Origin of the sequence: Labilibaculum filiforme (assembly GCF_002843315.1) — a bacterium.
Classification (GTDB): Bacteria; Bacteroidota; Bacteroidia; order Bacteroidales; family Marinifilaceae; genus Labilibaculum; species Labilibaculum filiforme.
Window position 1 is genome coordinate 108087 of sequence record NZ_MVDD01000006.1, and the last position, 25022, is coordinate 133108.

At 35.3% G+C, this 25022-nt stretch carries 18 protein-coding genes; 1 reads left to right on the top strand and 17 read right to left on the bottom strand.

Translation table 11 applies throughout. The features are described 5' to 3' along the window. Window positions 1-153: 153 nt before the first annotated feature. The 10 genes from BZG02_RS09995 to BZG02_RS10040 form a co-directional block, all read right to left on the bottom strand. A complete protein-coding gene (locus BZG02_RS09995) occupies window positions 154-1362 on the bottom strand; it encodes a thioredoxin family protein (RefSeq protein ID WP_101261292.1) in 1209 nt (402 codons plus the stop codon). A 23-nt stretch (window positions 1363-1385) separates the two neighbouring features. Further along, complete coding sequence (locus tag BZG02_RS10000) at window positions 1386-2813, bottom strand: thioredoxin fold domain-containing protein (protein ID WP_101261293.1); 1428 nt, start codon at window positions 2811-2813, stop codon at window positions 1386-1388. A 23-nt stretch (window positions 2814-2836) separates the two neighbouring features. After that, complete coding sequence (locus BZG02_RS10005) at window positions 2837-3883, bottom strand: TlpA disulfide reductase family protein (RefSeq protein ID WP_101261294.1); 1047 nt, start codon at window positions 3881-3883, stop codon at window positions 2837-2839. A 172-nt stretch (window positions 3884-4055) separates the two neighbouring features. Then, window positions 4056-5432, bottom strand: a complete 1377-nt coding sequence (locus BZG02_RS10010) for a RagB/SusD family nutrient uptake outer membrane protein (RefSeq protein WP_101261295.1) — start codon at window positions 5430-5432, stop codon at window positions 4056-4058. A gap of 54 nt (window positions 5433-5486) precedes the next feature. Further along, window positions 5487-8849: a SusC/RagA family TonB-linked outer membrane protein gene (locus tag BZG02_RS10015; protein ID WP_180335689.1), complete on the bottom strand. Its 3363-nt coding sequence runs from the start codon at window positions 8847-8849 to the stop codon at window positions 5487-5489. Window positions 8850-9093: 244 nt separating this feature from the next. Next, window positions 9094-10245: a FecR family protein gene (locus tag BZG02_RS10020; RefSeq protein ID WP_101261297.1), complete on the bottom strand. Its 1152-nt coding sequence runs from the start codon at window positions 10243-10245 to the stop codon at window positions 9094-9096. Between the two features lie 229 nt (window positions 10246-10474). Then, complete coding sequence (locus tag BZG02_RS10025; protein WP_101261298.1) at window positions 10475-11029, bottom strand: RNA polymerase sigma factor; 555 nt, start codon at window positions 11027-11029, stop codon at window positions 10475-10477. Window positions 11030-11352: 323 nt separating this feature from the next. Next, entirely contained in the window at window positions 11353-12384 is a 1032-nt protein-coding gene (tdh, locus tag BZG02_RS10030) for an L-threonine 3-dehydrogenase (RefSeq protein WP_245868078.1), read from the bottom strand. A 243-nt stretch (window positions 12385-12627) separates the two neighbouring features. After that, complete coding sequence (locus BZG02_RS10035; RefSeq protein WP_101261299.1) at window positions 12628-14064, bottom strand: site-specific DNA-methyltransferase; 1437 nt, start codon at window positions 14062-14064, stop codon at window positions 12628-12630. A 393-nt stretch (window positions 14065-14457) separates the two neighbouring features. Then, entirely contained in the window at window positions 14458-14637 is a 180-nt protein-coding gene (locus BZG02_RS10040) for a T9SS type A sorting domain-containing protein (RefSeq protein ID WP_143470448.1), read from the bottom strand. Window positions 14638-14827: 190 nt separating this feature from the next. Between BZG02_RS10040 and BZG02_RS10045 the strand changes: the two genes are divergently transcribed. Next, entirely contained in the window at window positions 14828-16135 is a 1308-nt protein-coding gene (locus tag BZG02_RS10045; protein ID WP_101261450.1) for a DEAD/DEAH box helicase, read from the top strand. A gap of 63 nt (window positions 16136-16198) precedes the next feature. On the opposite strand, the gene BZG02_RS10050 is transcribed toward BZG02_RS10045, so the two are convergent. From BZG02_RS10050 to BZG02_RS10080, 7 genes are all read right to left on the bottom strand, one after another. Next, window positions 16199-16609 carry a BT0820 family HAD-type phosphatase gene (locus BZG02_RS10050; RefSeq protein ID WP_101261301.1) on the bottom strand — a complete coding sequence of 137 codons (411 nt, stop codon included), beginning with the start codon at window positions 16607-16609 and terminating at the stop codon, window positions 16199-16201. A 117-nt stretch (window positions 16610-16726) separates the two neighbouring features. Further along, complete coding sequence (locus BZG02_RS10055; protein ID WP_101261302.1) at window positions 16727-19114, bottom strand: GumC family protein; 2388 nt, start codon at window positions 19112-19114, stop codon at window positions 16727-16729. Window positions 19115-19437: 323 nt separating this feature from the next. Further along, complete coding sequence (locus BZG02_RS10060; protein ID WP_101261303.1) at window positions 19438-20226, bottom strand: polysaccharide biosynthesis/export family protein; 789 nt, start codon at window positions 20224-20226, stop codon at window positions 19438-19440. Window positions 20227-20272: 46 nt separating this feature from the next. Next, window positions 20273-21676, bottom strand: coding sequence for a sugar transferase (locus BZG02_RS10065; protein WP_101261304.1), 1404 nt, complete (start codon window positions 21674-21676; stop codon window positions 20273-20275). 88 nt (window positions 21677-21764) lie between these two features. Further along, window positions 21765-22511, bottom strand: coding sequence for a WecB/TagA/CpsF family glycosyltransferase (locus tag BZG02_RS10070; protein ID WP_101261451.1), 747 nt, complete (start codon window positions 22509-22511; stop codon window positions 21765-21767). A gap of 84 nt (window positions 22512-22595) precedes the next feature. Then, on the bottom strand, window positions 22596-23765 hold the full coding sequence (locus BZG02_RS10075) for a delta-aminolevulinic acid dehydratase (protein WP_101261305.1): 1170 nt from the start codon (window positions 23763-23765) through the stop codon (window positions 22596-22598). A gap of 153 nt (window positions 23766-23918) precedes the next feature. Continuing rightward, window positions 23919-25001 carry a polysaccharide deacetylase family protein gene (locus tag BZG02_RS10080; protein WP_143470449.1) on the bottom strand — a complete coding sequence of 361 codons (1083 nt, stop codon included), beginning with the start codon at window positions 24999-25001 and terminating at the stop codon, window positions 23919-23921. Window positions 25002-25022: the final 21 nt, after the last annotated feature.

Consider the following 25022-nt stretch of genomic DNA (forward strand, 5'->3'; position numbering starts at 1 on the left):
AGTCTTACTTCGTGGATTTAGCAAGTAGGAAAAAGCAGATATTCAATAACATTTATTTTTAAACGATCGAAATGCGGAAAAAAAAAGGAGCCGCTACTGTTGTAACTGCTCCTAAAATAAATTTTATAATCGAGTATTTCGAAAGAAACTTTCTTACAAATTCTCAATTGCTGCTTTCAAATTCGTAACAGAAGGATGCGTATTGTTTCCGCCGGCTCTGCCATTTTCCTCAAAGAAAATAGTAAAAGCCTTTAAAGCTTTTGCCTTTTCTTTTTTATGTAGATAAATATTTGCTAGCATTAAATTACCCATAATTATTCCATTTTCTTTATCGGCAGCAAAATTTTGAGCAATTTTAAGAAAATCATCTACAATCTTTTCAGATGCTGCCAATTTAGGTGTTCTCAAAATTTCATCACAAATAGAATTGTAATTGTAGATGTATTTTCTCTCTCCTTTTAATACTTCAGCATCTTCAATTTTAGAATCGTACCATTTTTGCAACTGATTATTAGCAATATAAAAAGTGTATTCCACACCTTTTTTTATACGATCCAAACCATCCAAAGGAAACTCCTTGTTGCATTTTTGAATTTCAGCATCAAGTTCCTTTAAGTTTTTGCATTCTTTAGCATACTGGTTCAAATGAGCATAAATATTATTTCCAAATAAAGAGCTATACTCATACTCTTCCACAATTTCTTTTACCTTATCCTTATTCTTTAACAAGAAATTGAATTCCTTAGATCCATACGGAAAATTTGCTGCTGAAATAACATAGAATAAATCTTTTGTGAGGTATTTTTCTAAAGAGCTTTGCTTAATAATTTCTTTAGATACAACGGCCATATTTTCTTGATCGTACTGGGCTTTTACGGCTCCTAAATAGGTCATTAAAAACTCAAGGTCACGATTTCCACTTTCGAATTTAGCTTTAAGTGTACCAATGCGCATGGAAGGATCTAATGCTGCTTTTGCACCTTTAATTAAATCCTCAGCCGGCATTCCTCCCACTAACTTATGCACCGCATTTCCTTCTCCATCGATAAAAAGTAAAGTTGGAAAAGAAGTAACCTGAAACCTACTGCAAAGCTCCACACCTTCTCCTTTTTCCATATCCATTTTAATGCTTACGAAGTTCTTATTAAAGAACTCTCCTACTTCTTGTTGTGGGAAAATTTCTTTCGAAAGCCACTTACAGGGTCCACACCATGTGGTAAAACAATCCATAAAAACTAATTTATTTTCTTGCTTTGCTTTTGCTACGGCTTCGTTAAATGTGCCATGTTCAAATTCAATTCCCTGAGAAAATAAATTTCCACATAGAAATATGGCTACTACTAGTATTAATATTTTTTGCATCGGAATTATTTTATTTGTGAATATTACTCTTGTTTAGCTTGAATTTGCTCTAAATAATCAAATAATGACTTAACGTAGTTCTTCTCCATATCGTTCTTAGCCATCTTCTCCAATTTTGAAGCTACAATCTCCGCTTCCTTAAATTTACCACAAGCCGATAAAGCACTCATTAAAACACCATTATTTTTAAAAGAATCATCCGTTTTCAACGCTTCTTTAATCCACTCTTCTGCTTTTTGAGCTGCAATTGGAAATTCACTTATTTCACCATAAACAAATGCTCCTGCACAAGTTGCCAAGGCATTCGATTTATTTGTAGACGTCTCAATTTCAACCTGAGCTTTAGGTAGTTCTTCTTTGGTCAACGTCAAGGCTTCATCACGTCGTCCTTGCTTGATTAAAATGTTAATATATTTTACGCGCCACTCAACTGTATTCTCCAATTCAATACCTTTTAAGCACCATTTCTCAGCCATTTTTAGCTCATCAGGAATATCAACAGGCTTTTTTTGATAAAGCATAAAATCGATGTAGTTATTAATCTCCCATGCAGTTGCATAGTTAGCCACATGACTATCCACTTGATCACGATATTCTTTCTTGCTATAAGCATCCATTCCTCCTAAAACCACATCAAAATAAGTAGTAATATGATTTCTTAAAGACGGATTAACTATTTTGCTAGCTTCCTTCAACTCATCAGCTACTTCTGGTCCTTCGGAATTTACTCTTTTCACAAAATTCATTTTGTAAACCGTAAAAATCGCTAGGTCAATATCTGCACTACTTGCGTACTTTTCGAATTGACTTTTATTTTTTGTGAAATAGGTAAAAGCAGGATTTTTATAATCATCCAAGTATCTTGAAATAATTTCATAAACAACTTTAGAGTTCCACTTATCAGACTCCAATTCATTTAAATAGTTAGAAATAACATCTGCATAATTATTACCTGCCTCTTTTAAGGCTGATATATAGGATAGAACTGTAGCATCATCTCTCCTACCTGCATCATATTTTTCCTTAAGATTGGTTAATTGTTTTGTTGGGTCGTTAGCATTTTTTGCCAGATCGATAAATTCTTCACTATTTTTGCCACCTACTGCTTTGTATACTATTTTCCCATCACCATCAATAAATAATAAGGTTGGGAATGCTTTCACTTCATACTCTTTAGCAAAAGCGATGCCTTCCCCTTTTTCAGCATCTATCTTCATTGAAATAAAGCTGCTATTCATTAGCTCTCCAACTGTAACATCTTTAAAAACACTAGCTGCCATACGCATACATGGCCCACACCAATCGGTGTAAACATCTACAAAAATGACTTTATTTTCTGCTTTTGCTTTCGCTTTGGCCTCTGCCCATGTTCCATGTTCAAAATTGATTCCCTGTGAAAATAAATTTCCACCTAAAAATGCAGATAGAAGTACTAAAAGTATTTTTTTCATCTATAAACTATTAAATCGAATTTCTAGTTAAAAATCTCCTTCATTTTATTTCTCAAAATCTCACCATGTAAGCCTTTGTCTATAATTTTACCATTTGGATCGATCAAATAAATCATAGGAATATAAGTAATGTTGTAGGAGGCACTCACAGATTTAGTGTCGCGTACCTGAATCCAAGGCATTTCTTCCTGTTCTACTGCCTTTAACCAAGCTTTTTCATCGGCATCGGTACTTACACTTAAAACCTCTAATCCTTTTTCCTGATACTCTTTATAAACATTTTTCACATTAGGAATTTCGGCTCTACATGGTCCACACCACGATGCCCAAAAATCAATTAATAGGTACTTTCCTTTGTACGCTTCAATGGAAATGTTTTCTCCCTTATCGGATGGCAGATTAAAAATTGGTGCTGAATTTCCAATAGCAACTCTTTGCTGATTGTCTCTCCGAGATATCATTTTATTAATATAGTAGGAGTCATGAATATCTTTCGAGAAAGAGTTGATAATTTTATTAAAAGTTTCAATATCAGCAGCCCAATATTTCTCGTAAAATAATCGGCTTAAAGGAACACTAGCGGAATACTCTTTAGTTAAGCTCCAAAGAGTAGAATTGTAAGTATCTACTATTTCTTTTTGCTCTGCGGTAAGCTCGTGAGTATACTTTAATTTCTCGTAAGCCTTAAAATTTAATTGTCCCAAAAGTTGATGGTATTCATCATTCAATGCAGATCCTTTTCCTACCAATTCTCCATCTTTTTCAGTAATCGTAATTACTCCCGGCTCGGAAAATACAGTATAGCTTTTAAAAACATCTCCCATTCTAATATGCATAGGTCTGCTAGCCAAAGCGCCATCCATTTCTATTTCAAACTTGCCATCCACAATTTTCGCGTTATAACTTAAGCTATCCGATTCTTCTTTCGACTTTACTTCCTGATAGGGATAAACGACAACATCGCCATCGCCACCTGAAAGTTGACCTTTAATAATACACTTATCCGTTACATTGCTACATGAGAATAGCGTTACCAGTGCCATAAAGGCAAATAGTTTGGAAAATTTCATCGTAAAATAATTAATTGTTAATAAAGTAAGATCAGAAGGAAGTATACAATACACCTCTGGTTCTTAAAATAAATTAAACCGAAGTTCTCAATAGATGGTTTTTGGGTAGTAACCCCGGAATAATTCCGGGGCTGTAATTTTTACAAAGGCAATGCCTTTTTTTAGTTGCAGACTAACGAGGATTTTGCTCGATTTCTGGATTTTTCTCGATATATTTTCTTGCGAATGGCAGAGCCCATCGATTATCGCCAGGAGCAAGCGTGAAATTTTCACCATTTACTGTATGAACGATAGAAATATTTGCATTATCATAAGCATTATAACGACGAATATCGGTATAACGGGTTCCCATAAATGCTAATTCTCTTCTTCTTTCTTCCTTAACTATTTCAAGAGCTTCTGTAGCATCTGCTGCACTTAATGGAGCATAAGCTGCAGTTGCAATTCTATTTTCGCGAATCAGATTAATATCATCCATGGCTGCACTAATACCAGTAGCCCCTTTTCGTGCATTACACTCTGCTCTTATTAATAACATTTCAGGAACAGTTAATCCATACGAACTTCCTGTGTTAGTGCTATAGTAATAATAAAGATTCGTTCCTGGATTAGACCATTCATAGGTAATTTTACCTGTATAACGTAAATCATTAACCTGATCAAATAAATCCATAAATTCTTGAGAAGGATACATCATATAATAATCTGACAATGGATTTTTCATTAATAATTGTTCTTTGTTCAGATATCTTTGTCCAAAATCAAGTAAAGCCGGATACCAGTTATGAGCAGGCAAATCATTATAATTTGTTAAATAAGAATATAAACCCAAAGAAATATCAGAATACTTTAGAGCATTTGTAAAATCTCCCATTATTAAATAAGTTCTAGCCAATAATGCACTAGCAGAAGCTTTAGATGGTCTCCACAATTCAATTTGAGTGTCAGGTAAATAATCATACACTTCATTTAAATCGGCAAGAATTAGATCATATACCTCCTGCACATTTCCTCGGCTTAATGAACCTTCCAAAACAGGCTTTAATTGCATAGGTAAACCTAAATCGGTACTTGCAGTAGCAGGATCGTATTGTTTGGCATAAATATTAACCAATTTTAAATAGGCAAATGCTCTATGAACCTTAGCTTCAGCATATAACTTCTTTTTCTCATCTTCATCTCCAATTGTTCCAAGTACCTCATCAATAACTGTATTAAAAAGATAAATTGTAGAATAAGCTGTATTCATTTTCCCATCTTCTTCTGATTGTAAAAAAATATGCTCTTCGAATCGATAAGCTTTTGGCTGATATTCAGAATAGTAAGAACCAATCAAATCATCTCTTAAGTCGATATCATCAGATAACCATAAATCAGTATCCGGAACATCCGTAACTGCTGAACCTCCCCAGCCCTGCGTATCATCCAACAATAATCTATAATCATCTACCTTTGATGGAATTACTTTTCCTTTAGGCTCAATATCCATCCAGTCATCGCAGGATGTTGCGAAGACCATCAATATTAATAAATATATAATATTTTTCATTTTTTATATTTTTTATCGGAAGTTGTGTATTCACAACTTCCATATTACTATCAATTAAAATCTAGCTTTCAGACTAAATGTATATTCTGGTCTTCTTTTACCAAAACCATCCACCCCAATAATATTCTCTGGATCGGTATTGGAGTCGTTAAATGTGATTACTCCCAAATTTCTAACCTGAGCACCTACATTTAAAGCATTAAGACCAGTAGATTTAAACCAAGATTTAGGTAAATCGTAAGATAGTACTACATCATTAAAACGAATATGAGATGCACTTTCCACATTATGACTACCATAATTAGTATAAGAACTCCAATAGCCTCCAATTTCAGTAGGACTATCTGGTAAAACAGGAATATCAGTTATCTTTTCATCTCCAGGGTTTTTCCATCTAGCATCGAAATCTTCATGAACTGAGTTTAAAGTAAACTTGCTTCTCAAGTCACTGTAATCAATAGTTGGTGTTCTAAATTTGTGTCCCAATTTATAAGTTATCAGCATACTTAATCGCAAACCTTTATAACTTACCACATTTTGTAAGCTTCCATAGTACTTAGGTGTTGTTGTACCTTCGTACTTTAAACCTTCAACCTCCTCCATTTCAGTGTTGTGATCTATAATTTCTCCTTTTTCATTATACACCTGAGGCATACCTTCTGCTGAAAGTCCCGCCCATTTATAAGAGTAAAGGTGATTCAATGGCTTACCAACTCTTGCAGATCCTGTTCCATAATAACCACCGAACGCTCCGCCAACTGACTCATCTGACAATTCCACCTTCTCAACTCTATTTTTATTATAAGAGAAATTTGCAATTGCATTCCATTTTAAATCTTTAGTAAGGATCCCAACATTTATTGAAAAGTCCATCCCTTTGTTAGACATTTCTGCAAAATTCATTAAAGCAGAATCAAATCCATAAATTGCATTCAAGGATACGTTTCCTAACAAATCAACACTTTGCTTATTATAATATTCAATCGATCCAGAAACTCTATTGTTCCAAAGTGCGTAATCCAAACCAAAATTGGCTGTGGATGTTTTTTCCCATCTCAAATTAGGATTTTTTGGGTTATTGATATACGCAAACTTATATTGTGTTTGATAATCTTGACCAATTGAAGCTGTTAAATATGGGCTGGTTGATTTGTCAATGTTACCACCTGTACCATAAGTCATACGAAGTGTTAAACGATTGACAAAATCAAGATTTATAAAATCTTCTTTATGCATTTGCCAGTTGGTACCAACAGACCAAAGTGGAACATTTCGATACTCCTTACTGGCTCCAAATAAATTTGAATCATCTAAACGTACACTACCGGTTACTGTATATTTATCATCTAAAGTATATCCAGCATTTCCGTAATAAGAAGCATACCTGTTTTTTTCATAGACAAAGGTTGTATTATCTTCAAGTTTAGAAGGCCAATAACTAAATGCTCTTGGGTAATCGGTGTCGTAATTCATACGCTTAAATTGCAAACTAACCGGATCGTATCCAAACTTTGTCATATTTGAACTTTCATATTCTGTTTGACGAAGTTCCGTACCTGCAATAGCATATACCTGATGTTTGTTATCATTAAAAGATCTGTTGAAATTCAATTGTGCTCTGCTTGTAAAAGACTTGGCATATGCATTTGCATCCGCTCTCGCTTCTCCCATAGGAATTGGGTATACCATTTGTCCATCACTTCCTATATGAGCACGCGTATTTACCATGTCACGTACATAATAGGTATCTTCATTGTATAGATTTTGACCTTTAGAGTTTCCCCATTCATATTGGTAACGGCCTTCAAAATCCAGACCTTTAAAAAGATTTATATTTAAACCTGCTTGCATTCTTAAATCAACATTCTTTGTAGAATTATCTTTATTCTCGAACTCCTGATACAAATTATAAGTCCAATCGTAAGGAGAATTATTGGCCATGGCATGAGTATCCTTTCCTGCCTGCGAATATGTCCAAGGCTGAGGGATATAATCACCATTTGCATCCAAAATCTGCTGATATTGAGCTAAATTAGCTAAACTTCCTGCTGCATTGTTATCACTATTCCTTATTGTAGCAGAAATACCTGCATTAAAGCTAATTCGCTCTGACAACTTTGTTTGTATTCTTAAATTAGAAACAATACGATCGTTATCACTTCCTTTCAGATAAGCATTATTATCGTCATAACTTAAAGAGGCATAATAATTACTCTTGTCGGAAGCACCACTAACTGCCAAATGATATTGCTGACGAACCGCTTTTCTTAAAAATAGATCGGCATACTCGTCACGAACATCGATACCTTTTAAACGATTAATTATGGCATCTTTATCAGCTTCTGTCATCTGACCATCGTTATATCTCAAATAGGCATCAAGGCCTTCATTATAAGCTGGTTGACTCAGGGCCCATGGAGATGCAAGCTCTTTCCATCCATTATCAGCAAAGTGTTTTTCCAACTCTAAAAACGATTCGGTAGAAGCTCGCTTCAAGCTATAAAGATCTGGCTCTGCCATTAATGAAAGTGTAGAAGAAAAATCTACATTGGTTTTTCCCTTTTCAACTCCTTTTTTAGAAACAATTACAATAACGCCATTAGATGCACGTGCTCCCCAAATAGAAGCTGCAGCCGCATCCTTCAAAATGGTCATACTTTCCACATCATTAGGATTTAAACTTTCCAAATCTCCTTCGATAGGAAAACCATCCACAACAATTAAAGGAGTAGTACTTGCATTCATCGAAGAAACACCGCGAATTGTAATCACTCCATTTTCGAATAGCACCCCTGAAGTTTGTCCTTCTAACTTGTCGATAATATTTAAGGTAGATCGTTCCTCCAATGCTTTAGTAGAAACCTTTTCGAAAGCACCTGTTGCACGTTCCTTCGAAATAGTTTGGTATCCAGTAACAACTACTTCTGCCATTTGCTCAGAATCTGCTTCCAGACTTACATTTAATAAACTCTGTCCGGTATAAACCACTTCTTTTGGCAACATACCTACAAAGGAATAGACCAATACGGCACTAGTTCCTTCAATTTTAATGGTGTATTTTCCATCAATATCGGTAGCAACACCAGTTGTGGTACCTTTAACAACTACAGAAACGCCAGGCAGGGGAACACCTTCGGTATCAGTAACTTGTCCGATTAGAGGTTTTTTTTCTTGTACTTGTTTCTGTGGAGTTGTTTTAATCGTTTCTTTTAAAGTAATTACCTCCTCTTCCACTTCGCATTCCAGTCCTTTATCTTGCAGAATCCGATCAAGTACTTTCTTTACCTCTTCATTTTCAACTACAATATTAATTTTGTTTGACTCATCAAACAATCCTTCTTTGTAAATGAAGCGCAAACCTGTTTGTTGTTTAATTTCGTTTAAAACTTCAAAAATAGTCGCTTGTTCCATATTCATGCTCACTCTTTGATTTTGTGAGAAGCTCTTGGCTGTTGCACTATACGCCATAACGAGGATTAGAAAAACGAAGATTTTCATTTTCAGTAAGATTTTTAGCCATTTCCAGGTAGGGAAACAACTTAATTGGTTGTTTTTTTTCATAAATTTGGGTTCTTACGAGTTAATAAATTGAATAAATATTTTGCAGATATTTATTCTAGAGTTAATTCAGCGGAAAGTTTTTGCAGAACTTTCCGCTTTTTTATTTAGATTTTACAATGATTACATCGTCGTTAATGGTAAATCTCATATTGGAAGATTTTTCCATAAAATACAAGAGTTTATCAATCTTGGTATATCGTTTCATATCACCGGAAAATAGTACTCCTCTGGCGCTATTATCTTCAAAGAAAACTTTCACATTATACCATCTTTCCAGTCGCAACATGATTTCTTCGACACTTTCGTTCTGAAATAAAAAATTGCCATCTTTCCAAGCTATATATGGGTAAACATCAACCTTTTTAGTAATCATACTATTGCTTACTGCATTGGCAGTTAGTAAATCACCTGGAATCATTCTCTGTTCTTTATTCAAATTCTCCATGCTTACACCAACACTTCCTTCTACCAGTACTGTTTGAATCAAATTCCTATTATATGCATTCACATTGAATTTTGTTCCATACACCTTAATATCCTGCTGAAACGAATTCACAATAAATGCTTTCTCTCTATTATGAGCTACTTCGAAATATGCCTCTCCTTTTAAATATACTTTTCTAGTATTTTCTACAAACTGAACAGGATATCTTAATTCCGAATCTGCATTCAGCCAAACCTTAGTTCCATCGGCTAATTGCAAATTAAATTCCTGTCCACGAGCTACTTTAATCGTGTTGTAAATTAATTCCTTACTACTAATTTCTTTACTTTCATATACAACTCCCGCCAATGAATCTACTTGAACCAAAGCACCATTTGTCTCCTTTAATAATTTTTGTGTGCTCATTATCTGAACACGTTCGCCAGTGGATAATATTAACTCTGCACCTTTTTTTCCTGGTTCAATTAGAATTGTTTTAGCTACTTGTTCTTCCTTACTATAATCTGAAAGCAATAAGGTAACACTTAATCCAATTAGTAAAACAACACTGGCAGCAATCGACCAATAAGGAAACTTTCGTTTGGCAATTAATTTCTCTTCCACTTTTCTTTTGGCTTCAAACTCGTTTATTTGATCCCAATTCCGAACGTTGTTCATTCGGTAATAATTTTGTACAATCTCTCGATAAGTCTTTTTATTATCACTATCGAGAGTTAACCATTCCTGAAGATTTTCGATTTGTTCTTCGGAAGCTTCCCCTTTTAAATAGTCTAGAATGTCTAGTAAAGTATCCTCTTTTGGTGTCATCGCATTTTTTGATTTGTTAGTGAAACAAAAAATAGTAAAAAAAGGGTGAATAAAAATGAATGTTTTTTATAAAAAAAAACTAAAACCTAGCAATACGGCTGTTTTGAATGTACCTAAAAATTAAGTCAGTACTTCAATAGAAGAATAAATGGAGTTAATTAATACAATATTCTCGATGAAGAATAAAGATTTTTTGCGAGAATAGATAGTGAAAATACTTATTTCGATATTACATGAAAAAAAGATAAAAAAGATCTTTGTGATTTTTAAGGCTCTCTTTCAATTTTTGTGTCCCAATTTTAAGCAGTGTTTTTACAGTATTGATTGAAACATCGAGTTCTTCTGCTGCCTCTTTGTATTTCATTTTTTGAATCATGATACACTCCACCACCAAACGAGTTTTCTCTGGCAGTTCATTTAAAGCTTCTTTTACCTTATTGATACCTTCTTCGGCTATTTGTTTGGCTTCTTCTTCAGCAATATCCCAATGAGAAAATCCGGCAGAACCTGCAAGTACATCAATTTTCTTAATATGATTTAAGGAAGCATTTTTTACTAAAGTAAATAAGTATGTGCTTAATGAATTTGTATGTAGCTTATTGTATAATTTATTATTCCAAAACTTAACAAATTGTTCCTGAACAATATCTTCTGCAGTATGAATATCATTTAAATAAGCATTGGAAAACAAAACTAAAGGTTTGTAATATCTTGAAAATAAAAGACTTAACGCTTTATCTTCTCCATTACGGATATTATTAAGTATACTTTGGTCAGAAGTCATATTTGTGTGGTTAGAACACAAATATATTTAGGATTTTGGAATATCATAGATATCTTGAAAAAAAATTCAAAATAAAATTGAATTAAAATTGCAACACTATAAACACAATAAAATAATATTCTTATCCTAAAGGAATGAAAATAACCTGCTCCAACAGAACTAGTTTCACTACCAATCTTTCTTCAAATAACTAATTATTTTATAGTAAGTTCTGTTATAATTTCTCCATCGATCTTGTTGCCTCCAACTGAAACATCACCAACTTTAGATGATAAAAAAAAAGCTCAGGGAATACCTGAGCTTTAACTATATTTTAAAATGATTTATTCCCAATCGAGAATCACTTTTCCACAATTTCCTTCTTCCATGATATCAAATCCTTTTTGAAATTCGGATGCTTTGAATCGATGAGAAATCATTGGAGATAAATCTAATCCACTCATCAACATCTGCTCCATTTGGTACCATGTTTCGTACATCTCGCGTCCGTAAATTCCTTTCAACTGAAGACCTTTAAAAATAATATTGTTCCAATTTACTTTGGTTTGGGCTGGCAAAATACCCAAAAGAGAAATTTTACCTGAGTTGTACATGTGAGAAACCATATCGCCAAAAGCGGCCGGTGCTCCCGAACATTCTAGTCCTATATCAAAACCAATCATTCCCAATTCTTTAATTGCGTCATCAAGGTTCTCTGTTAGCGGATTAATAACACGATCGGCACCCATTTTCTTTGCCAATTCTATTCTGTAAGGATTGGTTTCTGTCGCAACTACATATCTGGCACCTGCAAATTTTGCAATTGCTACACACATGCTACCAATTAATCCTGCACCAGTAACCAAAACATCTTCCCCAATAATTGGCCATGAAAGAGTGGTGTGTGTTGCATTTCCGAACGGATCCATAATTGCGAGCAACTCATCATCGATTTTATCACTCATTTTCATGAGATTTGATGAAGGAATAGCTGCATATTCTGCAAAAATACCATCGATATTCACCCCAATTCCAACGGTATTTTCACACACATGCTTACGTCCACGTCTACAGTTACGACAGTGTCCGCAGGCAATATGTCCCTCACCAGTTACACGATCGCCAATTTTAAAACCAGTAACTCCCGCTCCTAACTCTGCAACTTCGCCAACATATTCGTGTCCGATAATCATACCCGTTTTAATGGTATTTTGTGCCCATTCATCCCATTTATAAATGTGCAAATCGGTACCGCAAATTGCCGTTTTTCTAATTTTCACAAGAACATCGTTCACTCCTATTTTAGGAACATCGACTTCTTTCATCCACAAACCTTTTTCAGCTTTGGATTTTACAAGCGCCTTCATTTTAGTCATTGTTGTTTTGTTATATTGTTGTTGTGTAAGTATTTAAATATCTGCAAATATGTGTGTTGCATATTTGATTAATCTATTTCGAAAGTATAAAAACTAAATTAGATTTTCAATATCTACTTTATAAAATATATCTATTTTCGTCGCTTTAGCAAAGTCTTTCTGTAGCTTCCTATCGGCGAAAGCCTTACAGAAATTAAAAGCCGACTAAAATCTATATTAGGTGCAAAATTCCTTTGTTTTTTTTTACTTCTCAACTTTATAAAAGCGAAACCCGGTATCAACCTTCGGATATAGCTTTCCCGCTCGAATAATTCTATCTCTAGCAAGATCCGAAATAGTAGAAAACCCCATTCGAAATGCATCCGAATCCTCCTTTACTAATTCTATATTCTGAGTGCAGATAAAAGATCGGTTAAATGTCTGTTTTTCGTTCCCTTTAAAGATAGCATGAGCCATGGATGCAGAACCAGCAAACAGATCCAAAATGATATCCTCCGCCTCGCTTAATTGCTCCAAAAGAAGAAGTAGCAAATCGGTTGGTTTTGGATACTTAAAAGGCAGTCCTTCTGCATATAGGTCTTTCAGCTCCCGGGTTCCTTTACTGGTTGGTATATCAGTAATAATGGAAGAAATGGAATTATAGAGACTTTTTAGTTCCGATTTGTATTTTTTCAGGAGAAACCGTTTGCCTTTTTCTTTGGGGAATATCAATTTTCCGGAAGCAAACCATTCCTGCACCCGGTTTTCTGAAAAAGCCCAATATCGCCCTACTGGTGGCAGATATTCTTCTTTTGTAAAAGGATTAATGATCGTAAAACGAGAATTGGAATTACCACTGGCTGCCGAAGGATTATCGGAGATCCAATCGCCTTTTGGATCACAATCGGGATTGGAATAATTGGATAAATCTTTGCCCTCGCCTTTTAGTTTAACTTTTTTTGCATCCTTAGCGTAAAGTAAGATGTATTCGTGATTAGTGGCAAATAAATTGCTTGTAAGGGATGAATTCGACCGATTTACCCACACAAAACAGCCTACAAAATTATCCTCTCCAAAAACCTCATTACAAATCACTTGTACATTTGCTTTTTCACTTTCATCAATAGAAATAGCTATGGTTCCATCAGCGGTTAACAGTTGCTTAGCTAATACAATACGCGGATAAATCATGTTTAACCAATTGGTATGAATTTCGCCACTTTCAATTTGATTTTTCAGACTAGAATCAACTCTCTCAATTCCCGAATCGTTTAAAAAATCGAGGTATTGATTCTGGCTAATTTTAAAGCGATCGTTATAAGCAAAATCATTGCCCGTATTGTATGGCGGATCGATATAAATCAATTTAATTTTTCCAACGTATTCTTTCTGCAACAAGCACAACACGTCTAAATTATCTCCTTCTATCAACTTATTTCGGGTTGTTTTTGGCCGAAGCGATTTTACTTTGTCGAAAACCAATTTGATCTCCTCATAATCACCTGCTTGCGGTATCGAATTTCCCTTTCCAAACCATGTTAAGGCATAATTCGATTCCTCTTGATAATGCTCTTTTCCCAAATAAATTTTTAACTTCTGAACATCCAACTTATCGTCCACAAAAAGCTGTGGCAGAAGACTTCTTAGTTCCGTTATTTTTTTTTGTTTCTGATAGAAAGAGAGTAGCTTTTTTCCTTGCATCGTAATACCGATTAGTATCTAAAATTACACATTCTTTTCACTTCGTTTACGACTGTGTTTTAGATATCTATCGGCATTATACGAGTGTGTATGTTTATTTCTAATATCGTATAACAAGTCTGAAGTAATATGATTTGTTTCACAAACCTACAAATTTCGATCTTGAAAAAAAATCAAAAAACTCTATTTCATATGATTAGTATTTTATGTTTTTGCCATATGGAACTTACCATGCTGGAATAATCATCTCCCTGTGTGTGGAAAGTTTTATACATGGACGTTTCATATGATTAGTATTTTATGTTTTTGCCATATGGAACTTACCATGCTGGAATAATCATCTCCCTGTATGTAGAAAGTTTTATACATGGACGTTTCATAATGATAAAATGCCTAAAATTCCTGATGCAGAATTAATTTCTCATAGAAATACTCATCTTCACCACTTATTCGAACCAAATAAACATCATCAGGCAAATTAGCGGGTAATGCGTCTATACAAAACTGATTCTTTGAATCTAAATTTAAATACACAATCTCACCCGCTAAATTAATCACTTCGATTCTATACATCGCTTCTTTATACATATCTATATTGACTATTTTTATCCCCCCTTATTCGACACTAAGCATAACCGACTCAACATTCACTTTCCTTATGTTATTAAAAGTTAAGATAATTGTAAGTAATAAACAACAATTATAGTTCCCAAACTTTCTAGCATCGAGTTTTTGTTACCTTTGCGCCATGCAAGCAAAAAATATGGATACTAAAAAGATTTTAGAGAAGCTATCGATTCAGGAATTGAATGAGATGCAAAAAGAATGTGGAAAAGCTTATGCAAAAAATAGCGATCTGCTTCTAATATCCCCAACAGGATCGGGAAAAACATTGGCGTTTTTATTACCCATGCTTGCAGCATTAGATCCTGAAACAGATGCCGTTCAAACCTTAATACTAACTCCTGCCCGAGAACTTTCTTTGCAAATAGAGAGTGTTTTTAAAAGCATGGGTACTGATTTTAAAGTGAATTGTTGCTATGGCGGGCATCCGATGTCAACCGAAAAAAACAATTTAAAAACTCCTCCTGCAGTTCTTATTGGTACTCCTGGACGAATAGCCGATCATATTCGCAGAGGAAATTTTGATTGTAGAAATATCAAAACCTTAATTTTGGATGAGTTCGATAAATCGCTTGAATTAGGTTTTCAGAAAGAAATGATGGAAGTAACACAAGCACTTCCCTACAAAATAAAAAAGGTGCTTACCTCTGCCACCAACAAAATTGAGATTCCTGCTTTTGCGAAACTAAATTCACTAATAGAATTGGATTTTATTCCGAATGCAAAGCCAATTGCCTTGGATCAAAAGAAGGTGATATCGGTGGAAAAAGATAAATTAGCGACTCTATTTCAATTGGTTTGTCATTTAGGAAATCAGCCAAGTCTGGTATTTTGTAATCACCGCGAAGCGGTAGAACGAATTGGAAAGCATTTTTTAAACGAAGGCATACAATGTGATGTTTTTCATGGAGGATTGGAACAGGACGATAGAGAAAGAGCTCTTCTCAAATTCAGAAATGGGAGTCACCATCTGCTTATTGTAACCGACCTTGCTTCGAGAGGATTGGATATTCCTGAAATTAAGAATGTGATTCACTACCAGTTACCAAGAGTGGAAGAAGCATTTATACATAGAAACGGACGAACAGCCAGAATGAATGCCGAAGGAACCTCCTATTTAGTGCTTGCTCAGGAGGAAACACCTCCTGAATTTATTCCTGAGGATATTGAAATTTTAGAACTAAAGGATGACTTGCCATTGCCAGCTGAACCGGAATGGGAGACTCTTTATATTTGTCTTGGGAAAAAAGAGAAAATAAACAAAATTGACTTGGTTGGGTTCTTTTGTAAGGTAGGAAACTTAAGAAAAGACGAATTGGGAAAAATTGATGTTTTGGATCACTCCTCGTTTGTTGCTGTAAAAAGAGGAATAGGGGAAAAATTAGCACGTAAATTGAAAAACGAACTGATTAAAAAGAAGAAAGTTAAAATTCAGGTTTCTTACTAGTTTGTATTCAACAAACAAAGCTTAAGACTGGTTATTTTTATGTGCAAAAAAAACTAAGGCAGACTAATCTCCAAAAAATTTATCGAGAAAACGAGTGAGCACTTTTTTAGTTTTGGATTCTTTTTCCAAAACTAAATTTTGTGTTGAAATGTCTCTGAATATGACTTCCCACTCTGGTAAGCCACCAAAATTACGATCATCGATATATAAATCAGCATATATTTTTCGACTCACCGTATCGTCAAACTCCTCTTCGGGATAATTACTGTTTACCGCATAAAATTCCAAACCTCTTTTTTCACAATAATCAACAGCTTCAAAAAGCATTTCTTCGGTTCGGTAAGTCCATAAAATAAGTTGGTGTCCTTCCTTTTGCAGAGCAATCAGACTTTCAATAGCAAAAGGAATCTCGCTTCCTATTTCTGGATATTTATGTTGTACTATCGTGCCATCAAAATCTACTGCAATAATCATAAAGGAAATAATTAGGTGTCAATCTGTTCTATAAATATAGAATTATTTTATTCTATATGAATGATTAACGAACAAAAATGGCCCGAATTGTGATTCAGGCCATTTATTTTTTCTATGTTAATTACTGGAAAGCTTTTCCCAAAACCGCCGAACAATTCCTGGCGAGCTATCTTCGTAATAATAACCGTTTCCACTCAAACTTCGTAACGAATTGGATTGATAACCATTCATAACAACATCATTTAACACCAACGAAACGTTAGATAAAGTGCCTTTAGCTGCCAATTGATTCACAAAATCTATTTGCCCGCGATGACTAAATCCCTGGCGAAGAACAAATAAATTAGCATCCATAGATTTACCTGTAATGATTCCATCGGTTACCATGGAAAGAGGTGCATTATCGATAAAAATATAATCGTACTTTCCATTCATCTCCTCTAAAAATTTCTCGAACCTGCCATTTTCCAACAGTTCTGCCGGATTTGGAGGAACAGGTCCAGAGGTAACACAATGAAGATTTTTAATGTATGTTGTCTGAATAATCTCACTACTCTTGCTATGATTAATTAAGTAGGTGCTTAATCCAAGCGTATTATCCAAATCGAATGCAATTTCGATTTTTGGCTTGCGCAAATCGGCACCAATCACTAAAACCTTCTTATTATTCATTGCAACAATAGTAGCCAAATTAACCGTTGCGAAAGATTTTCCTTCTTCGGGTATTGTAGAATGAATTCCTACAATTTTAGTGGAAGTATTTGGCAATACATAACTTAAATTAGTCCGCAAGCTTCGAAACGACTCGGATATAGCCGATCGAGGATGATAAAACACTGGAACCGCTTCGCTGTATTTATTGTGAGCAATTGTTCCCAACATAGGTAACTGTGTCTTCTTCATCACTTCTTCCTTATTCTGAATGTTATCATTAAAAAACTCTTTTAAAATGATAATTAAAAACGGAAGACCAACACCTAAAAACATACCAATCAGCAAATTAATAGCTGTTTTAGGTTTTGTTTTAACGATAGTTGCCAGTCGGGCCGGATCAATTATTTGTGAATCGGACACATTAGAAGCTTTAGCAATTGCAGCTTCGGCACGCTTTTTAAGTAGAAAAGTATACAGCTCGTTGTTTAAATCGAAGTTTCTTTTCATGCTTACAAGTTTTTGCTCGTGCTTTGGCATTCGGGCCAATTGCTCTCGAACCGTCTCCATTCTTGCACTTAAACTTTGCACTTCAATTCGAGAGTTTGCAACCATGCTTTGAAGGTTCTCCTCTAGACTTTGCTGAATAAGCTGAATTTCCTTATTCATAATAAGTAAGCTCGGATTTTTATCCTGAACACTGTACGAAAGCACCTCACGTTTCCCATACAAATCGGTCAACTTAGCCACTAAGGCATCTAATGAAGGATCGGTTATCCCAGTAATGGAAGGTGCAATAACTTGTTTCATTTGATTTACATCGTCCAAATTACGCAAGAGATTTTTATAGTAATCCAAAGAAATTTGAGCTCTAGACAACTGATTTTCCAATTCCTCCACTTTGGCAACAATCACACCAGCTTCCTGTCCCAAATCAACAATTCTGTTTCTCGATCTGAAATTAGTAACACTTTGACCGGCCATTTGAAGCGAATCAACGATTCCTTCCAATTGAGAATCGATAAAACGTACGGTACTCTCCGATTTTTTATTTTTTTCGATCAAACCAAATTGAATATAAACCCAGTTTAGTTCATTTAAATAGTCTACGCCTCTTTCAGGTTCCGAATCATCAATTCGAAGATGTATCAATTCCGCTTTTTTCTCCGCAACACTTATGGTCATGCTCTCCATATATTTCAGAGTTAGCACATCTAAATCGTTAAACACGAAATAATAATTTTCATGCTTATCAATACCAGTTTCCTTCTGCTTAATTAAAAAATGAAAATATTTATTTTTAAATGGTCGGTCGAAAAACACTGTCTCCTCGAATTTAACGTGCACCTCATCGCCTTTGTAATCTGCCTTTCCATCCACTTTTATGCGGTAAGTTTGAGCATCTACCTGAACAATTGAGATTGGCAGGTCGCAAATATTATCTCCATCTAATTGCTGTACTTCAAATGGTTCTTTTCGATATAAGCCTTTGTTGGAAAATAATTGCTTTTTATACCAAGATTGATTCCAAGCCAAATTTCGCATTGCCTTGCGATTGATGGTATAGGATTTAAGTATTTCCAAATGATTTTGTATGTTGCCTTTTTCTTGGATTCTGTAACCATCGAACATACTTTGTGCATTAGTTTCCTCTGCATCAACATGAATCAAAAGAGAACTTCTCATCATGTAAACTGGAGTAGAATATTTGCTTATAAAATAAGCCAGAAGAATCCCCATAACTCCACATACCGCAAACAACTTCCATTGCGACAAAAGACGATAAAGAAATTCCTTCACATCCGGACCATCTTTTTTATCAAAATAGTCCATTACATCATCCACATATTTCATATGATTATAATTTGTTTTTTAGTTGCCATATGGAACTTACCATCCTGGAATAATCATCTCCCTGTGTGTAGAAAGCTTTGTACATGGACGTTTCATATGATTATAATTTGTTTTTTAGTTGCCATATGGAACTTACCATCCTGGAATAATCATCTCCCTGTGTGTAGAAAGCTTTGTACATGGACGTTTCATATGATTACAATTTTATGTCTTTGCCATATCGAACTTACCATATAATCATCTCCCTGATAATCATCTCCCTGTGTGTAGAAAGCTTTATACATGGACGTTTCATAGAGCCCTTTTTAAGATTCGCAGAATCTTTATCGAATAATTAAACTTGTTATCAAAACTGCCGTTGATACTGTTGATAGTAACAAGCTATAAATGGCAGAATTCATATTCGTATTTTTAATTTTATGAGGTTCGACATAAACCACATCGTTGGGTTGCAAAAAGAATGCCTCCGATTTTAAAAAGTCCTTCTTTGTTAAATTCAAACGAAATGTTTCGCTTTGTGTCCCAGAAGTTCGCATTACCAAAACCCGGTCTATTTTCGCATAATCGGTAATTCCATTTGCCATACTAATTGCTTCCAATACCGTTAAGCTACTATTATAATTGTAATAAACGCCCGGAGTTGCAACTTCACCCATCACACTAACTTTGTAATTCAGCAGTTTTACTTTTACACTGGCATCTTTTAAATATTCGTCTGCACGCTCCTGAACCTTGGCTTGTGCTTCTGTTTGACTTAATCCGGCGATCCCCACATGTCCTAAAATTGGCAAGGCAATATTGCCATTCGAATCTACCTGATATCCATTTAAATACTGATCGGATTGCTGGCTATACAATTGCTGAACACCGCCCTGGCCTCCAATGCTTTGAGCTGGATTATACAATTGGTTCACTTCTGGATTTAGGGACTTAATACTTACAAAAAGGTTATCGTTTGTTTTTATCCGATATTCGGGAACACTGGTGGTAAATTCGGCCGCCAATACTTCTGCTTCGGTATCCTGAAGGTAAACTAAGTCCTTTTCCGAACGACAGGAACTAATACTGATCACAAGAATGAGGCTCATCAGAAATAAATAAATCTTTTTCATGGTCTTGGTTTTTTATTGATACTCGTATTAATTGATATAGATTATTCTATTGCCCCTCACCAGTGAACACAACTTTAATGGTGCTGAGAAATAGCATTAAATCCAGTTTTAACGACCAGGTGTCGATATAAAGCATATCTAGTTTCATCCATTCTTCGAACGGAATATTATTACGGCCAGACACTTGCCAAATACAGGTAATTCCCGGTTTCATACTTAATCGGCGGCGTTGCCAACGTTTATATTGTTGCACTTCGGAAGGAATTGGTGGACGAGGGCCCACAATCGACATTTCGCCCTTTAAAACATTAAAGAATTGTGGCAACTCATCCAAAGAGGTTTTCCGAAGAAACCTACCTACCCGAGTTACTCTTGGATCGTTCTTAATTTTAAATACCGGTCCCGATTGTTCATTCAGGTTTTCCAGTTTTACCCGTAAGGCTTCAGCATTTTCGACCATAGTTCGAAATTTTAAACAATCGAAAATACGTCCATTTAAGCCTACTCGCTTTTGACGGAAAAAAATGGAACCGCCATCTTCAATTTTTATTGCCACCGCAATAGCCAATAAGACAGGTGATATCAACACTACTATAAAAAATGAGAATAGAAAATCGAGTAGTTCCTTTACCTTTAGTGCAAAGTAATTTTTTGTAGTATTGGAAAAAGTTAAAAATGGCAACTCCTTAAAATAAGTAAGATGCGATTGTTTACTTACAACACTTAATAATTCAGAATAAACACGAAAGGTGACTCCCACTTCGGAACAAGCATAAATTAATGCCCGAACTTCCTCGTTATCAAATTTTCCTTTGCAGTAAATCACTTCATCCACCACGTTGGCATCGATAATTTCGCTAAGTTGAAAATGTTCGTGTAATACCCGAACATGCGATTCATATTTTGTTTTTATTTGCTTTCCGTCGGACATAATTGCCCAAACATTGTACCCCCAATCGCGAATAAAAAGCATTCTATCGATAAAATGCAGATAGGATTCATCGTCGGCAACAATTAAAACATTTCGAGTATTATAACCTTTCCCTCTTAACAATTTAAATATCCGATAACTTAGCATCCGAAAGCCAAAAAGCATTATCAGATTTAAACATGCAAACAAGGCTAAAATAAGAGTTGGTACAGAATCGATTAAGAATAAGCTTCCTAAATAAAGTAATCCTGAACTTATAACCACCAATGCGAAATATTCTGCAAACAATTCGGAATAAGTTTTTACACGAAGCATTTTTCCCAAATTCAGCTCCTTAATCAGGGTGTACCAAATAGCTATAATCAGCAGGTAAATTGTATTGTTATCGTGAATAGCGATACTAACCGGCCTTAAAAAAGTGTTAACTGCCCAAGCGACCACCCAATAACAGGCAACGGATAAACCTACCTGCATGAGCGTACTTAAACGGGCAAGGGTTTGTTCTCTTCCTTTAATCATGGTTTTATGGTTTTAAAGTGAATTTATACTTAGAGAAACAGGTACTTAGCTAATTGTTGGTTGGTCAATTATTACCTGTGAACTCTTTTTATCTGAAGAATTTTTTAATTCGTTCTTTGAATATGTAGTAGAGAAATAGTGAATTGGTAATTAAATATCTTTTCCACATTCTCCCGGGTTCTTGCAGGAAGCGGTAAAACCATTCCAAGCCCCAATTTTGCATCCAAAGGGGAGCTCTTTTTACTTTTCCGGCCACCACATCAAACGAGCCACCAACCCCCATTATAAAAGGCACTTTTAGTTTCTCTTTGTAGGTATTTAAAAAAATCTCTTTGGTTGGAGAACTAATTGCTACGAATAAAATATCGGCATTCGATGTTGCTATTTGTTCTGCAATACCTTCCTCTTGCTCCTTGTTAAAATAACCATTTCGGAAACCGGCAATTATTTCTTCACCAAAAACAGAGCTGTATTTTCGAACTACTTCGGATACTACCTCTTCTTTTCCGCCGAAGAAAAATATTTTATACTTTTTCTCCGCCGCCAAAATAACCAACTCCTGCATGAGATCGACCCCGGACACTCTTTCGGGCAAGTGTTCTCCTAATAATTTTGCAGCCCAAACAACTGCCATTCCATCGGCATTAATAATATCGCTGGCTACCACCGATTTATATAGTTCGGTATCGGTTTGCATGTGAACCAATTTGGCCGCATTTACCACAATGTGCTGTATCGGCTTTTTATCGCGAATCGAATCATCAATTAAATGAAGGGTTTCCTTCATTGTTAGCACATCAACCGGCGAATTCATTATTGTAATCCTCTTTTTCATATGATAATGTTTGTATGCTTTTGCCATATGGAACTTACCATATAATCATCTTCCTTTGTGTGGAAAGCTTTATACATGGACGTTTCATATTCCGGTATTTTTATGGTTTTCGACTAAATAATTAGATAAAGACAAAAACATCCAGGCTTGTGCCCATCTGATGTAAGGAATCTTATTTTTTCGGCGTTTGCCTGCTTGAAAATAAAAGTAGCCCGACTGATCCTGAAGCTTGGTAATTGTCCAACGTAAAACCCGATCGACCAGTTCCTTATTTTGTTCGAACACATTTAAGCTACTAAGGGTAATTGGTAATTGTGCCGGACAATGTATATCAATCGGATACACCGAATTGCTGTAATATTTTGGTGTTCCATCCTCGGAAAAAAATGTTGCCAAATAGTAATCCAGTCCCAATTGAATTTCCCGATCGAAAGAAGTATCCTTAGTATATCTGCGATAATCGGATAATGCCTCGAGATTAAATCCAGTATGAAAATTATCTATCCAACGATGATAAGGTAAAGTTCCATACGACCATGAACCATTGGCATTTTGATGATTGCTGCAATATTGAACGGATTGTTTTGCAAGCTGTAAAACTTCCTTATCCTTGGTATAATGATAAATTCTCGACAACATTCTGCTTCCTAAAAGAGAAGCGTTAAACACCTGAGTTTCATCCAATGGCGAATAGGAAAAGCAGAAATCCCCATTACCATCGTAGGTTCGGTTCAAATCTTTCAGAATAAAATATTTGATTCGCAAGACTGTCTCCAACAACTTCTTATCTCCCAATATTTCATAAGCATCCAACAATGCACATCCCACGTAAGTGGTTACCACCACAGATGGTGTGCCTTTGGGTTGAAAAAAAGCTCTTGCCTGCCAATCGAAATTATATCCCCAACAGGGGCCAGACCATCCTTCGGATTGCATGTCTAACAATTTTTCACTTAAAAAATGAATCCGGGATCTTATTTCCTGTGTTCGATCAAATTGATAGAGCTTACAATATCCACTAAGAAATAAACCAAGACCTTTGGGATTGTAAGCCTTTTCAACTCTAGTAAGACCCCGGAAATTCATTGGACTTTTTTTGAATGCCTGAATCCAAATTAGTCGCATTAACCTGCTGTTTTTCGCAAAAGGAATGGACTGAAAAAATTTAGAATTCAAAGCATCGTATGGGTCCCAGCCTTTGTATTCTTGACTTTCGATATAGTTTCTAAGTTTCTCGAAACTTGTTTTGTACATATTTTTAAAACGATAGATTTTTTGAATAGTAGATTGATATATTCATTGTAGAATGGCTTACAATACCCTTAAATTCCCTGAAGGGGACTTTGATCTACAATTAATGTTTATTTGTTTTTTGTAAGCCCCCTTTAGGGGTTTGGGGTGTTTTATTTACTGTTGCTTAATTTTCGCCACCAATTCACTTAAGGTATAGAATGCTATTTCCCTTTTTTTGACTTGTTGAACTAGATAAAGTAGAGCATCTGGGTAATAAAAATCTTTTGGGTGCCCGACCAAAATAAAGGGATGAAATAAAAATTCAGAACGCTTCTGAAGTTTAGTTGCTGCGCTTAAAAAGCTACGCATTTTCCCTTTTGAAAACAGACAAAAATCCCAAGTTAAAGCCTCCTGCTGTAATAAAAACTGAAGCGTTTCCCATTTCGATTTCTTTGCACTATTATTTTTAAATTTCTCTATGGAGTTGACTTTATTCTGCATTGCAGCTTTTATTCGAACTGCATCGTATTTGAAAATTCGTTGTCGGTTTTGAGCAAAAATTGGAAGCTCCAGAAACTCACTGCTAATGCCGTTTGATTTTGCTAATGAATTCGCAGACGCATACCAATATGCCTTGGTTGCCGAAATATCCGAGTAATCGTATTTCGATAAATTCCCTGTTGCTTTTCCTCCAAAATAAACCGAACTATCGGCAATAAAAGCATGCTCTTTTAGCACCTTTAGTAATCGGTCGGATGGATCGATATTATATCCTCCTGCCCGAAGTATATTGCATTTATATGCTGGATTTTCGGATTGCAAAATAGCTTCTAAAGTATGCTTTCCCTTCCCTATTAGTTCCGACAATCCCATACTAATGGTTTCGTTGGCCTGATCGGGAACCTCTGGCAATCTCCAATAATCCAGTTGCAATACCCACTCCTCATTTTCATATTTTGCATCAATCCATTGCGGATGCAAATGCAACTGAACATCGTGGCCTAAACGGAACGCCCTCTTTATTTGCTCTTCCATAGCAATAGCCGGGTTCGATAGATATCCCATACTTATGCCTCTCTCGTAGGTTTCCTTCAACTTCCAATACTCTACCACTTCAAAAAAGATGCTTAGCTTGATATGGTGTTGCGTACAGATATCCAACAACCTATTAGTAGGATTGATAATATGCTGAAATACATCGCCCCTACCTGAACCAAATAGTTCGTAGTCGAGCGTTAGGCATAAACTTGTCTTCAAATTTTAAGTTTTAATTGGATT